This is a genomic window from Mesorhizobium sp. 2RAF21, assembly GCF_052115345.1.
Lineage (GTDB): Bacteria > Pseudomonadota > Alphaproteobacteria > Rhizobiales > Rhizobiaceae > Mesorhizobium > Mesorhizobium terrae.
This window is the reverse complement of record NZ_JBFRGM010000002.1, coordinates 419,543-432,503: the sequence shown is the minus strand read 5'-3', so window position 1 is coordinate 432,503 and position 12,961 is coordinate 419,543. Positions and strand designations below refer to the sequence as shown.

At 63.2% G+C, this 12,961-nt stretch carries 12 protein-coding genes; 10 read left to right on the top strand and 2 right to left on the bottom strand.

The genetic code is table 11. The features are described 5' to 3' along the window. Positions 1–8: 8 nt before the first annotated feature. The 8 genes from trbE (at position 9) to AB4136_RS04775 (ending at position 7,951) form a co-directional block, all read left to right on the top strand. Entirely contained in the window at positions 9–2,462 is a 2,454-nt protein-coding gene (trbE, locus tag AB4136_RS04810; protein WP_065997642.1) for a conjugal transfer protein TrbE, read from the top strand. Then, the gene (gene trbJ, locus AB4136_RS04805) at positions 2,459–3,217 is read left to right on the top strand and encodes a P-type conjugative transfer protein TrbJ (RefSeq protein WP_065997640.1); all 759 of its coding nucleotides are present in this window, start codon (positions 2,459–2,461) and stop codon (positions 3,215–3,217) included. Before trbE ends, trbJ begins: the two co-directional genes overlap by 4 nt. Before the next feature lie 10 nt (positions 3,218–3,227). Continuing rightward, a complete protein-coding gene (gene trbK-alt / locus AB4136_RS04800) occupies positions 3,228–3,512 on the top strand; it encodes a putative entry exclusion protein TrbK-alt (protein ID WP_065997638.1) in 285 nt (94 codons plus the stop codon). 3 nt (positions 3,513–3,515) lie between these two features. Then, entirely contained in the window at positions 3,516–4,889 is a 1,374-nt protein-coding gene (gene trbL / locus AB4136_RS04795; RefSeq protein WP_065997636.1) for a P-type conjugative transfer protein TrbL, read from the top strand. Continuing rightward, the gene (trbF, locus tag AB4136_RS04790) at positions 4,886–5,575 is read left to right on the top strand and encodes a conjugal transfer protein TrbF (RefSeq protein WP_065997629.1); all 690 of its coding nucleotides are present in this window, start codon (positions 4,886–4,888) and stop codon (positions 5,573–5,575) included. Before trbL ends, trbF begins: the two co-directional genes overlap by 4 nt. A 101-nt stretch (positions 5,576–5,676) precedes the next feature. Next, a complete protein-coding gene (trbG, locus tag AB4136_RS04785) occupies positions 5,677–6,576 on the top strand; it encodes a P-type conjugative transfer protein TrbG (RefSeq protein WP_245317494.1) in 900 nt (299 codons plus the stop codon). Next, complete coding sequence (locus AB4136_RS04780) at positions 6,573–7,724, top strand: TrbI/VirB10 family protein (RefSeq protein ID WP_065997627.1); 1,152 nt, start codon at positions 6,573–6,575, stop codon at positions 7,722–7,724. The genes trbG and AB4136_RS04780 overlap by 4 nt, the downstream gene beginning before the upstream one ends. 2 nt (positions 7,725–7,726) lie before the next feature. Beyond that, positions 7,727–7,951, top strand: a complete 225-nt coding sequence (locus AB4136_RS04775; RefSeq protein ID WP_065997625.1) for a DUF2274 domain-containing protein — start codon at positions 7,727–7,729, stop codon at positions 7,949–7,951. Positions 7,952–7,998: 47 nt separating this feature from the next. Here AB4136_RS04775 and AB4136_RS04770 read toward each other — a convergent pair whose 3' ends face one another. Both AB4136_RS04770 and AB4136_RS04765 read right to left on the bottom strand, forming a co-directional pair. Further along, positions 7,999–8,934, bottom strand: coding sequence for a LysR family transcriptional regulator (locus AB4136_RS04770; protein ID WP_065997623.1), 936 nt, complete (start codon positions 8,932–8,934; stop codon positions 7,999–8,001). Between the two features lie 145 nt (positions 8,935–9,079). Then, entirely contained in the window at positions 9,080–10,072 is a 993-nt protein-coding gene (locus AB4136_RS04765) for a class I SAM-dependent methyltransferase (RefSeq protein WP_065997621.1), read from the bottom strand. A 368-nt stretch (positions 10,073–10,440) separates the two neighbouring features. Between AB4136_RS04765 and AB4136_RS04760 the strand changes: the two genes are divergently transcribed. Continuing rightward, positions 10,441–11,229: a helix-turn-helix transcriptional regulator gene (locus tag AB4136_RS04760; protein WP_245317484.1), complete on the top strand. Its 789-nt coding sequence runs from the start codon at positions 10,441–10,443 to the stop codon at positions 11,227–11,229. Positions 11,230–11,352: 123 nt separating this feature from the next. After that, positions 11,353–12,753, top strand: a complete 1,401-nt coding sequence (locus tag AB4136_RS04755; RefSeq protein ID WP_065997617.1) for a hypothetical protein — start codon at positions 11,353–11,355, stop codon at positions 12,751–12,753. The last annotated feature ends 208 nt before the right edge of the window (positions 12,754–12,961 follow it).

The following is a 12,961-nucleotide window of genomic DNA, read 5'->3' as shown; positions in this document are numbered from 1 at the left end:
CAGTCCCGATGATGAACCTCGCTGAATATCGCCGCAGCGCCAGCCGCCTCGCCGACTATCTGCCCTGGGCGGCGCTCGTTGGCGAAGGCATCGTGCTCAACAAGGACGGTAGCCTGCAGCGCAGCGCCAGGTTTCGCGGCCCGGATCTCGATTCCGTCGTAGCGGCAGAACTGGTCGCTGCCGCCAGCCGCATCAACAACGCCTTTCGCCGGCTCGGCTCCGGCTGGAGCATCTTCGTGGAGGCGCAGCGGCGCGAGGCCTCGATCTATCCCGACAGCATTTTTCCCGATCCGGCATCTGCCATGCTCGACGCCGAGCGCAAGGCCGGCTTCGAGGAAGCCGGCGCGCATTTTGAATCGCAATACCTGCTCACCTTCCTCTACCTGCCGCCGGCCGAGGAGGCAGCGCGCGCCGAAATCTGGCTCTATGAGGGGCGCGAACGGTCTCAACTCGATCCGCGCGAGGTGGTGCGTGCCTTCGCCGATCGGACAGCGCGCGTGCTGGCGCTGCTTGAAGGCATGATGCCGGAATGCGCATGGCTGGACGACAGCGAAACGCTGAGCTACCTGCATTCCTGCGTCTCGACACATCGCCAGCGCATCCGGGTCCCGGAAACACCCGTCTATCTCGACGCGCTGCTGGCCGATCAGCCCCTGACCGGCGGGCTGGAGCCGCGCCTGGGTGACCAGCATCTTCGCATCCTGACCATTGTCGGTTTCCCGACAGCGACGACGCCCGGCCTGCTCGACGATCTCAACCGGCTGGCCTTTCCCTATCGCTGGTCGACCCGCGCCATCCTGCTCGACAAGACCGACGCGGCCCGGCTGCTGACCAAGATCAGGCGGCAATGGTTCGCCAAGCGCAAATCGATCGCCGCGATCCTGAAGGAGGTGATGACCAGCGAGCAATCCGTGCTCGTGGACACCGATGCGGCCAACAAGGCGGCCGACGCCGACACCGCCCTGCAGGAACTCGGCGCCGACGTCACCGGCATGGCCTATGTCACCGCGACGATCACAGTCTGGGACGCCGATCCGCGCCGTGCCGACGAGAAGCTGCGGCTGGCCGAGAAGGTGATCCAGGGGCGCGATTTCACCGCGATGGTCGAAACCGTCAACGCGGTCGACGCGTGGCTTGGTTCCCTGCCGGGACATGCCTACGCCAATGTCCGTCAGCCTCCGGTCAGCACCTTGAATCTCGCCCACATGATCCCCCTCAGTGCCGTGTGGGCGGGGCCGGAACGGGACGAGCACTTCGACGCGCCGCCGCTGCTTTACGGCAGGACCGAAGGCTCGACCCCGTTCCGGTTTTCCCTACATGTCGGAGACGTCGGCCACACGCTGGTGGTCGGCCCGACCGGCGCGGGCAAGTCCGTGCTGCTTGCCTTGATGGCACTTCAGTTCCGCCGTTACGAGCAGGGGCGCGTCTTCGCCTTCGATTTCGGCGGCTCGATCCGGGCGGCCGTGCTTGCGATGGGCGGCGACTGGCATGATCTCGGCGGCCTGACCGACGGGTCGGACGCATCGGTCTCCCTGCAGCCGCTTGCGCACGTCCATGATCCCCATGAGCGCGCCTGGGCCGGCGACTGGATCGCAGCGATCCTCATGCGTGAAGGTGTCCCCGTAACCCCGCAGGCAAAGGAGCACATCTGGACGGCACTGGTCTCGCTTGCTTCCGCACCCATCGAAGAGCGGACCATTACCGGTTTCAGCGTGCTGCTGCAGTCCAACGATCTGAAGCAGGCATTGCGCCCCTATTGCGTCGGCGGTGCGTATGGCCGCTTGCTTGACGCCGAGGCCGAGCTTCTTGGCAATTCGCAGGTCCTGGCATTCGAGATCGAAGGTCTGGTCGGAACCGGAGCGGCACCGGCGGTGCTCGCCTACCTCTTCCACCGCATCGGCGTCCGGCTCGATGGCCGGCCGACGTTGCTCATCATCGATGAGGGCTGGCTTGCGCTGGATGACGAGGGGTTCTCCGATCAGCTTCGCGCCTGGCTGAAGACGCTGCGCAAGAAGAATGCATCGGTTGTTTTCGCCACCCAGTCTCTCAGCGACATCGACAGGTCCGTCATTGCGCCGGCCATTATCGAGAGCTGTCCTACGCGGCTCCTCTTGCCGAATGAGCGAGCGATAGAGCCACAGATCACGGCAATCTACAGGCGTTTTGGCCTGAACGACCGGCAGATCGAGATCCTCGCCCGGGCGACACCGAAACGGGATTACTACTGCCAAAGCCGCCAGGGAAATCGTCTGTTCGAGCTGGGGCTGTCGGAAGTCGGTCTCGCGCTTTGCGCCGCATCCGCCAAGTCCGATCAGGCGCTCATTGCCCGTGTTCTCGAAGAGAACGGCCGCGAAGGCTTCCTCGACGCCTGGTTCAGGGCCCGCGGTGTGAACTGGGCGGCCGATCTTCTTCCCAAATTCCACGCCCCCATCCCTGAAAACCAAAAGGAGGTCCGCCCATGACCCGTTTCAACGCGCGCGCCCAACTGCTGGCCGTGGCGGTGCTCACCGCGCCACTTGCGCTTTCGCCTGTCCTGGCCCCACAGGCGCATGCTTGGCGGCTTGTTTTCGATCCCAGCAACTACGCCCAGAACGTGCTCACGGCCGCGCGTTCCCTGGAACAGATCAGTCACCAGATCACCTCGCTTCAGAACGAGGCTCAGATGCTGATGAACCAGGCGCGCAATCTCGCGAGCCTGCCTTTCTCAGCACTGCAGCAGCTTCAGAAAGCGACGCAGCGGACGCAGCAACTGCTGCAGCAAGCACACAACATCGCCTTCGACGTGCAGCAGATCGATCAAGCCTTCCGGCAGCAATATGGCGAAGCATCAATGTCGGCGACGGACCAGCGTCTCGTCGCCGATGCACGATCGCGCTGGCGCAATACGGTCGGCGGCTTACAGGACGCGATGCGCGTGCAGGCCAGTGTCGTTGGCAACATCGACGCCAACCGCACTCAAATGTCCGAGCTCGTCGGTCAGAGCCAGGGCGCTACAGGCGCGCTTCAGGCAGCCCAGGCCGGTAACCAGCTCCTCGCCCTTCAGTCGCAACAGCTTTCCGATCTCGTTGCGCTGCTCGCTGCCAACGGCCGCGCCGGTGCGCTGACCGAAGCGGAGCGCGCCGCGGCGGTGACGCAGGGACGCGAGCAACGCCGTCGTTTCCTCGCGCCAGGCAGCGGCTACCAGCCCGGCAATGCGCAGATGTTCAACCGCAAGTGAGGACGGCTCTATGAACCGCAGGATGCTTGCCCGAACGGCCACAATTGTGGTGGCCGCCATCGTCGTCACGGCGGTGGCGCTCGGGCTGGCCGGTAACATGGAGCCAGTCCCGCTGGCGTCCAGGCCAGTCATCCAGTCCGATCACAACGCCCTGCGTGAAGGCCAGCGCCGCTGCCAGCGCCTTGGACAGAAAGCGTCGGACGATGCCGGATGCCTGCGCGTCTGGGCCGAAACCCGCGACCGCTTTCTCGGCAGGACAGACCCAAAGCCGCAGACCACAGGTACGGGGCACTGATCCATGGGCGGTACCGGCGTCATCGACAATTTCCTTGCAGTCTTCGCCCGTTACATCGATTCCGGCTTTGGCCTGCTTGGTGGCGAGGTCAGTTTCATCGCCTCGACGCTGATTGCCATCGACGTGACCCTGGCCGCGCTGTTTTGGAGTTGGGGCGCGGAGGAGGACATCGTCGCGCGACTGGTCAGGAAGACGCTGTTCGTCGGCGTCTTCGCCTATCTGATCTCCAACTGGAGCGATCTCGCAAGGATCGTCTTCAACAGTTTCGCCGGCCTCGGCCTCAAGGCGAGCGGAACGGGCTTCACCGTGCAGGATCTGATGCGTCCGGGAAAGGTGGCGCAGACAGGGCTGGACGCCGCGCGGCCGTTGCTGGAGTCCATCTCCGACCTGATGGGCTGGGTGGCGTTCTTCGAGAATTTCATCCAGATCGCCTGCCTGCTCTTCGCCTGGGCGCTGGTCATTCTCGCCTTCTTCATTCTCAGCATTCAACTGTTCGTGACACTGATTGAATTCAAACTGACGACGCTGGCGGGTTTCGTCCTGATCCCCTTCGGCCTTTTCGGCAAGACCGCGTTCATGGCCGAACGCGTCCTCGGCAACGTCATTTCCTCGGGCATCAAGGTCCTGGTGCTCGCCGTCGTCATTGGCATCGGTTCGACCCTGTTTGGCCAGTTCACGCAAGGTTTCGGCGGGCGAACGCCGACCGTCGACGACGCCATGGCGGTGGTGCTGGCCGCGCTGTCGCTGCTTGGGCTGGGCATTTTCGGTCCCGGCATCGCATCCGGCCTGGTCAGCGGTGGCCCGCAACTCGGCGCGGGTGCCGCCGCCGGCACCGGCCTGGCAGCCGGTGGAGCGGTTCTTGGCGCCGGCGGGGGAGCGTTCCTCGCCGCCAGGGGTGGGACCGCGGCGCTATCGGGTGGTGCCGCTGCTGTCCGCGCTGGAGCGACGGCAGCGGGAGCAATGTCGGGGGCCTACCAACTGGGCGCGATGGACGGGAGCGGCAAGAGCAGCGTCACCGGAGGGGTTGGCGGTGTCGCCGTCGCGGCGGCGAACGCGGCTCTTTCACCCCTTCGGCGGACGCTGGTTTCCGCCGCTGACGGCATCAAGGATGGTTTCGAACAAGGTAGCCGGAACGCGGTGAGTGCCACTGGCGGCGCGTTCGTCAGCAAGGCGGGCACCGGTACCGGCGGCGCGTCGGAGCCTTCATCCCATACCTCCTCGATTGCAACCGACGAAGGGCCGCCGGCCTGGGCGCAGCGCATGAGACGCGGCAGACACATCGGCCACGGCGTCGACGCCGCAGTGCATGCGGTCCGATCCGGCGACAGCCACGGCCCCGGTACATCCGTCAACCTTTCCGAAAGGGACAACTCGTGAACCCGTTCAAGCGACCCGCCACCCACTATGGAAAGACCCCTCAGCCGGAAACGCCCTACCAGCGCGCCGCGCAGGTCTGGGATGAGCGCATCGGCTCGGCCCGCGTCCAGGCCAGCAACTGGCGCTACATGGCATTCGGGTCGCTGATCCTCTCCACCGGCCTTGCCGCCGCCTTCGTGTGGCAGTCGGCGCGCGGAACCGTGGTGCCCTGGGTGGTCCAGGTGGACGTCCTCGGCCAGGCTCAGGCGATCGCGCCGGCGACTGGGAGCTACCGGCCAACCGATCCGCAGGTCGCGTGGCATCTGGCTCGCTTCGTCGAGCAGGTTCGCGCGATCCCGGCCGATCCCGTCATCGTGCGCCAGAACTGGCTTCGCGCCTATGAGTGGACGAGCGATCGGGGTGCGGCCGCGCTCAACGACTACGCCCGCGCCAACGATCCGTTCGCAAAGCTCGGCAAGCGGCAGATTTCCGTCGAAGTCTCATCGGTCATTCGCGCGTCGCCGGACAGCTTCCGCGTCGCCTGGACCGAAAGGCAATACGAAAACGGCCAGCTCTCCACGACCGAGCGGTGGACGGCGATCCTGACCATCGTTGTCGAGCCGCCGCGCGACGCAGACCAGCTTCGGGCCAATCCGCTTGGCATCTACGTCAACGCAATCTCGTGGTCGCGGGAGATGAGCCAATGAACCGGTTGCTGGTCCGCAAGGATCGAAATGCTCAACGCCATCCCGTCCTCGCCTCGGCTCTTTCGAGATCTGCCCTGCTGTTCCTGCTGGTTTCGGCAGCAATGCTTGTTGGCTGTGCCACGCCCCAGAAGCCGCCGCAGATCCTGTATGACCGCGACGTTCCGCCCTTGCCGGTTCTTGCCACGTCCGTCAGCGATGATCGACCGAAGCCCCTGCATGTTCCCCCGGCCTGGTCTCCCGCCCGGGGTGGTGCAGCGGCAGGCGCGCCCGCGGCACGGGTCGAAAACGCCAATGCGGCAGCCCGCGTCGAACCCCGCCGCCAGGGTTATTACAATGCAATCCAAGTCTATCCGTGGTCGGAAGGTGCACTCTACCAGGTTTACGCCGCGCCAGGGCAGATCACCGACATCGCCCTCGAGCTGGGCGAAAGCCTGGCCGGTGCGGGGCCGATCGCGGCGGGCGACACCGCCAGATGGATCATCGGCGACACGGAATCGGGTTCCGGAATGACCCGCCGTGTCCATGTGCTGGTGAAGCCCTCGCGTCCCGATATCACGACCAACCTGATCATCACCACGGATCGGCGGACCTACATGCTTGAACTGCGCTCGGGCCAGAAATCTTACATGCCGGCCGTGTCCTGGGCCTATCCGAGAGTTCCGGGGAGCAAGGACAGTACCGCTGCGACGCCCCTCATCCAGGCTATGGCGGCTCGCAACTATCGCTATGGGCTGAGCGGCGACAACCCGCCATGGAAGCCGGTAGCGGTCTATGACGATGGCCGGCGCGTCTATGTCGAGTTTCCACGTGGCATCGTGCAGGGCGAGATGCCGCCGATCTTCGTGATCGGCCCCGAGGGGGAAGCGCAGATCGCCAACTGCCGGATTCACCGCAACCTGCTGATCGTCGACCGGCTCTTCGGCGCTGCCGAACTGCGCCTTGGCAGCGGCAGGACACAGCAGACCGTCAGGATCGGGCGCACCGATGGGAGGCCGTCATGAGTGAGAAGAAAGAAGCCGGCGCTGCTTCGGCGATGCGGCTCCGAGCCGAGCCGCCGCGCGTCACCCGCCTGTCGCGCAAGGCGCTCGCCAGCGTTGCTCTCGTCGCCTCGCTCGGCCTTGGCGGTGCATTGATCTACGCGCTGCGGACGCCGATGTCGGGAGATGCCGGCGAGGAGCTTTATTCGACCACCAACAGACAGCCCGCCGATGGTCTGGCCGGCCTGCCGCGGGATTACACCGGTCCGGTGCTTGGCCCGCCGCTGCCCGGCGACCTCGGCCGGCCGATCCTCGAGGCGCAGAACAAGGGGCAGCCGGCGACGCCGCCAGTCATCACGGCGCCGGCGGTGGACGAGGCGGAACAACGCCGCCGCCAGGACGAGGAAGCAGCCCGCACCAGCCGCATCTTCTTCCAGGCATCTCCTGGCGTTGCGACTGCGGGGCCGGCGGGCGCGCTTCCACCGAGCCTCGGCGGTCCCGATCCGGCCGGTCTGCGGGGTCAACAGACAATCCAGGACAGGCAACTGGCCTTCCTCGACGCGCCCGTCGACCGACGCACCACGTCGGCGGATCGCGTCACGCAACCAGCGTCGCCTTTCGTGCTTCAGGCAGGCGCGGTCATCCCGGCTGCGCTCATAACCGGTATTCGCTCCGACCTTCCCGGCCAGATCACGGCGCAGGTGACAGAGAACGTCTACGACAGCTTGACGGGTCGGTCCCTGCTCGTTCCGCAGGGCGCACGCATGGTCGGCCAATACGACAACGGCACACAGTTCGGGCAACGCAGGATCCTTTTGGTCTGGAATCGCCTGATATTCCCGAACGGCCGATCGGTCGTGCTCGAGCGTCAGCCTGGCGCCGACGCACAGGGCTATGCCGGTCTCCAGGATGGCGTTGACCATCATTGGTGGGACCTTGCCAAGGCCGCCGGGCTCTCAACCTTGCTCGCGGTCGGCACCGAACTGGCTGTCAGCGAGGACGGCCGTCTGGTCGCGGCCATCCGGCGTGGCATGCAAGAGACCATCAACGACGCTGGACAGCAGATCGTGCGCAGCCAATTGCAGGTTCCACCGACGCTCACCATTCGCCCTGGCTTCCCCGTTCGCGTCGTCGTGACCCGCGATCTTGTCCTCGAACCCTACACGGAGTGACCATGACAAAGCTGAAACTTGGACTGATTGCCGACGACAGGCCCGTCAGGGTCACCATCGAGCTGCCGGCGGCACTGCACCGGGATCTCGCAGCCTATGCCAGCCTGCTCGGCCAGGAATCTGGCCGTCCGCCGGCCGAGCCGGCCCGTCTCATCGCGCCGATGTTGGAAAAGTTCATTGCGACAGATCGAGGTTTCTCCAAGGCGAAGCGTTCATCGGTGGCTTGAAACGGGGATGACGAACACCCTCATGCCACCAGGTGATGGCTGGTTGGCTATCCACTCTGGTGCCGCGAGGAACCACGCTCGTCCGAGACCGGGCCTGCGACATTTCTAGCAATCCCGAGCAGTCGCAGCAGCGCCCTCTTCGGGTTCGATCCCAGCCACAGGGCTTTGATCGGACAGACACTGTTCTCGCCCCAGAGTGGCAGCCACGTCGTTGCATCGATGGCGACTGACCGGGCAAAGCATTCGCCCGCCAGGATCACGCCCTGACCAAGCTGTACCTTGAGGATCGCCGTCATCTCGCTGGCGCTACCGCATGTCTGAACGACCGCGCCTTCGGCGGTAATGTGGTCGGCCATCCGCGGACGCGCAGACGGTGTTTCCGGACATGCGGGCATCAACAAGCGTTCGTCCGCGAGATCTGCCCATGTAATGGCGGCCTCGTTCGCCAGGGGATGGTGAACCGGCAGGAGAACGAACAGGCGCTCGTGACCGAACGTTTCGCTGCAGCATGACGTGTCGGCCTGGGCCCCTCTTACGAAGACGACGTCGAGACGCCGTCGCCGTATCGCCGCCAGGCACTGTCCATGCGAAATATCCTCGATGACGAGACCAACCTCCGGATACAGGTCGCGGAAACGATGGATCAGGCGCGTCAGGAAGGCGCGTCCGACCAGCCCGGATATGCCGATGCTGAGCGCGTTGCGGCGGCGCGGCTCACCCGCACCTTCGGCCAGGGCTTGATGCAATCCCTCATAATGTGTTCTGGCGACGTCGATCCAGGCTCGGCCGGCTCCGGTGGGACGGACGCCATGCGCGCTCCGTTCGAACAGCTGCATGTCGAGAAATTGCTCGAGTGCGACGACGTTGCGGCTCACGCTGGATTCCCTCACATGCAGCACCCTTGCGGCCTGTCTGAAGCTGCCCTGGTCAACGGCCGTGAAAACATAGTCCAGCCGGCGGAGCGCGTTCTTGGTGTTTCTCACCGCTCATGCCCTTGCGAAAGTTGAGCAGGCTGATGTTTGAGCGTCCGTCACCACTCAAACCCAGGTTAAGGGCAGGGTGCCTGACGGCGATGGTTCGGTAGGCCGGGCTTCAACCGGTTCCACCGACACGAACGTGCCTGCCCTATCAGTTCTGCTCCGTGGGGCATTCATCGAGCTCGCGGGGCAGACCGGTGTCGTAGACATATTCGTGCGGGATCGCGGCAGGCGCCATCCGGGACAGATAGAGGTCCAGGTTTTCCCGGGCGTTGCTCGCCGCGAGGCTGTAGAAGTTGCCGCTGTTCCACGTCATCACGCAATGCCTGAATTGCGCATGTATCGCGTCACACATCTCCGACAGCGTTACCTCATTGTCGTGCATGGTGCCGAGGACGGCAGTTTTCTTTTTTTCGATGTCGTCTCTCGGAAAGTAGCGCGCCTTGAAGCCGAAATCCTTTTGCTCCTCGCGGCGTTGGTAGTCTTGCGCGTCACGCGCCCGGAACTTCTCGACAAAGACGAATATGCCGTCCGCCTTGAGGTGCTGGGCGACATACTCGATCTGCTTCGCCCGGCTCGGGGAGTACATCTGGAAGGTGGTGTCCTCCAGGATGAGATCGAAGCCGCCGGCGAACCTCGCAAGTCGGCTATCCGAACTGATGACGTCCTTGGTCAGCTTGTGAAAAGGTGCAACGAAGAACTCCGCGTGCGGGGGCTCTCCATAACCCAGGAAGCATCGATAATTTTCCGGGTTGGGGCTGCATGACAGCGTCCGGATCTGGCCGTTCGCCATCTCCGACAGCGTTCTCGCCATCGTCCCTTCCGCCGTTCCAAGGCTGTAAAGTAAAAAAGGAGTCTCCCGCTGCCGCGCGCAATTGAGGACTGCATAGGCCATACGGCACTCCTCCTCCAGCCTGTAGGGGATGCTGCCGTGATAGTGCTGGTCGAAGAAACCTTGCCGTGCGGCATGCAGTTTCACCATGGCGAGCAGGAGATCCTCGCTTGGGAGAAGGCGTGTATCAGCGATTGGCCTGCGCACCGGCATGCCGCTCGTGCCAGCGGCGGTTGCTGCAAAGAAGCCGCTGAGTTCGTTGATTCTTGGCCCAAGATCGCACTCGGCCAGGAAGTCCTTGAGGCCTCGCATGCAAGATGCCTCCCACAGTCGCTCGTTCGGTGAGATGCCGCAACAGGACGGAGGGAAACTTCATGATCAACGAAGCAGTGTTTCACCTGGGTCGAGTATAGGTCGAAGTCGCCAATAGGCTGGCGCGGGATTGATCGCTTTCAGTGGAATGATTTTTTTTCATAAAAGTCACATCTTTCACCAACCATGAATTATTTCTGGATGAAGTCATAACTCAGGGTTCGTAGAGACGCAGGAATACGCTGCCACTTAAGCGGGAGTATTTTCCTGTGGGAGAAGTGTTTTGCGGTGATCCGTGCACCATCCGGCGGTGTCGGTGCCAGACCCTGGTCCATCAGTATCAGAGCTGGGGACGCGTGCGCGCGGACTTGATCAAACGAACCGGCCTGGAGAGGCAGGAAACAGACCTCGCCTGCTCCGCCCATGTATTCATCCTGAACCTCAGGGGGGCAGCGTTCCGTGGTGAGGATTTCATCGACGGGCGCCGCATTTCCTTCTCGCCGCGGCGCGCCGGCTCGTTGATCTGCCTTCCTGCCGGCACGAGATGGAGCGGGTGGGACGAGGGCGACGCGACCGCGTCCTACCTTCTCGTATCGGTCGAACGACAGTTCGCCGAGGAGACGTTTGGCGAAACGGTGCGCCATTGTCTGGCAGACCTGCCGCCCGCGATAGGGTTTCGAGACAGCATCGTGGAGCTGGCGCTGCAGCGGATCGCCATCGAGCTCAGGCAGCCCGATCCTCTCGGCCTGGCCATGGTGGAGTCCCAGGCTATACAACTGCTCGGGCGGATGGTCAGGGCGAATGGCGCGCCCCACGAACTGGCAAAGGGCGGTTTGTCGCCATTCGACCTGAAGCAGGTGCTGGAGGTTCTGGAAACCTTGGACAAAGCGTGGGCGTTGCCCGATCTTGCAAGAGAGATAGGGCTTAGCCGTTTCCACCTCTGGCGGGCATTCAAGCAGTCGACCGGCATAACGCCGTACGCATTCAGGGCGAAACGCCGGCTGGAGAAATCTTGCGATCTGCTTCGCAGCAGCGGACGGTCATTGACCGAAATCGCGATGGAGTGCGGCTTCGGCAGTTCCAGCCACTTTACGACAGCTTTCAAGCGGGCGTTCGGAACCACGCCAACCGATTTCCGCCGCCAATGCCGGCTCTAGCTTCTGGCGAAGCGGTTTGGCGCAAGGAATTGCAAATCCCGTTACGATATTGAACGCAGAAAACGACGGGGCACGGCATATCCATTGGTGAGTGCGGAACATCGATGAGGGACAAGTTGAGAGGTGGACCGTCTGGCAAACAACGCTGAGGGGAAACAGGCGGTCCTTCGGGCGCTGGCCGTGCTATATCCGTGGATGCAACCTTTTTTCTCCCGGCCGGTTCGCGATTATGCCTGTCGTCTTTTCGACCCGCCTGTTTCGAAAGCGCTGCCGGACTGCCGGGTTGTCGCTTTCAACAAGCTCCTCCACGTCATCCGCAAGGCGGCAATTCGCAATCGACTGCCAGATGAAACGGTAGCTCAAATCTGTCGGGATTTTGAAAATCGCCGCGTCTTGCAGACCGGCCCGCACTTGCTCCTCATACTTGAGCCGGAAGCCTGTTACACACATGCCTTCAGTCTGCTTGGGCTCGCTGCGCATGGGTGCTCGACCTATGTTTCCTATGCGGTTTCGACGGTGAGCCTTGTCGAAAGTTCTCGTAAGGGACCGGGGTGGCTAACGGTCGATGGAAAGGCGGTCAACATCTTTGGCCTCAGCCGAAGCCGGATGATCGGCTATGGCCTGCTCACGGCACTCGGGCCCTATCGGTTCGAGCTTGTACCGGTAGAGCCGGAGGCATCCAGCGAGGCGCTTGCACAACTCCGTGATCTTCTTCCACCGACGCAGTTCGAAAAACCGGCACGTGCGATCAAGGCCGCAAACATTGCTCTTTGGCCGAAAATGTTCGGCAACAATTGTGCTTTTCTCCAGATCGATGACGAGGATGTCGCCGATCTGGTCGTCGACCACCTGTCCGACGAAACTTCCTGGCTGCATAGGCGTCTGCTGGGAAATCCAAAGGTCGCATCGGGAATTCTGGAGGGAATCGATCATTTGGCTGCCGGGCCCTGGGCTGGTTGGCTCGCGCGCGGGACAGACTTCTTCTGGTTCTATGAAAACGGAAAGCGGATGCCGCTTCGGCTGTCGGGAGAGGATTTGGTCCATCATGCCGGTGGCGCAGCCGTGGTTCGTTTCACGGCTTCGGAAATCATCGGAGGGTTGTTGAACCGCAGCCTCATCCCCAACATGGTTCTTGCGTTTCTGGTGTTGGCCATCCTTCCCGGTGTGCGCGTGCTCGGAGGCAGCCGCCAGCCAATCTACTACCCGCTGATACGGTATGTTGTCTCCCGCGCGAGCGAGGCGGCGGGTATTGACGCCGACCTCCAGCATTCGCTTGCCACGGATGATGTGCCGGGTGCCTGGGGACATCGCGTCATCGAACGAAATGAGGAACTGTTCGATCTATTCAAGGCTGCTGGTACCACAAGCATTGGAGCTATACTCGAGCGTCTGGGGAACATTGCCCTGACCGAAGCGTGCGGAGGCATGAGCGGTTTCGTCCGGGACCTATCGTGGCGAGACCTTTGGAGGCGGTTGGAAGCTGAGAAACTTGCCGCCGCAGACCCGCAGTGGGCTCTCGCCTGACGGTGCGGCGGATCGGAAACGCCGCGCCAGGCCCTGGGAATTGCCCCAATTTCTTGAGCTGTCCTGGATGACCAGCCTCCAGGCTCAGGTGAACAAAGAAATCCTCGGCCTCGGCGAGCTCACCAGTTGCCGTCCGTGGATTGGCTCTCCATTTTGCCTGCTATCCTCCAGGCTATCGCAACCCGCGCACCATACGATTTTTTGCAGG

What these genes read in the sequence shown, in the direction of transcription:
- trbE (WP_065997642.1), top strand. Translation starts at nt 9, where the DNA reads ATGATGAACCTCGCTGAATATCGCCGCAGCGCCAGCCGCCTCGCCGAC.
- trbJ (WP_065997640.1), top strand. Translation starts at nt 2,459, where the DNA reads ATGACCCGTTTCAACGCGCGCGCCCAACTGCTGGCCGTGGCGGTGCTC.
- trbK-alt (WP_065997638.1), top strand. Translation starts at nt 3,228, where the DNA reads ATGAACCGCAGGATGCTTGCCCGAACGGCCACAATTGTGGTGGCCGCC.
- trbL (WP_065997636.1), top strand. Translation starts at nt 3,516, where the DNA reads ATGGGCGGTACCGGCGTCATCGACAATTTCCTTGCAGTCTTCGCCCGT.
- trbG (WP_245317494.1), top strand. Translation starts at nt 5,677, where the DNA reads ATGCTTGTTGGCTGTGCCACGCCCCAGAAGCCGCCGCAGATCCTGTAT.
- AB4136_RS04780 (WP_065997627.1), top strand. Translation starts at nt 6,573, where the DNA reads ATGAGTGAGAAGAAAGAAGCCGGCGCTGCTTCGGCGATGCGGCTCCGA.
- AB4136_RS04775 (WP_065997625.1), top strand. Translation starts at nt 7,727, where the DNA reads ATGACAAAGCTGAAACTTGGACTGATTGCCGACGACAGGCCCGTCAGG.
- AB4136_RS04765 (WP_065997621.1), bottom strand. Translation starts at nt 10,072, where the DNA reads ATGCGAGGCCTCAAGGACTTCCTGGCCGAGTGCGATCTTGGGCCAAGA.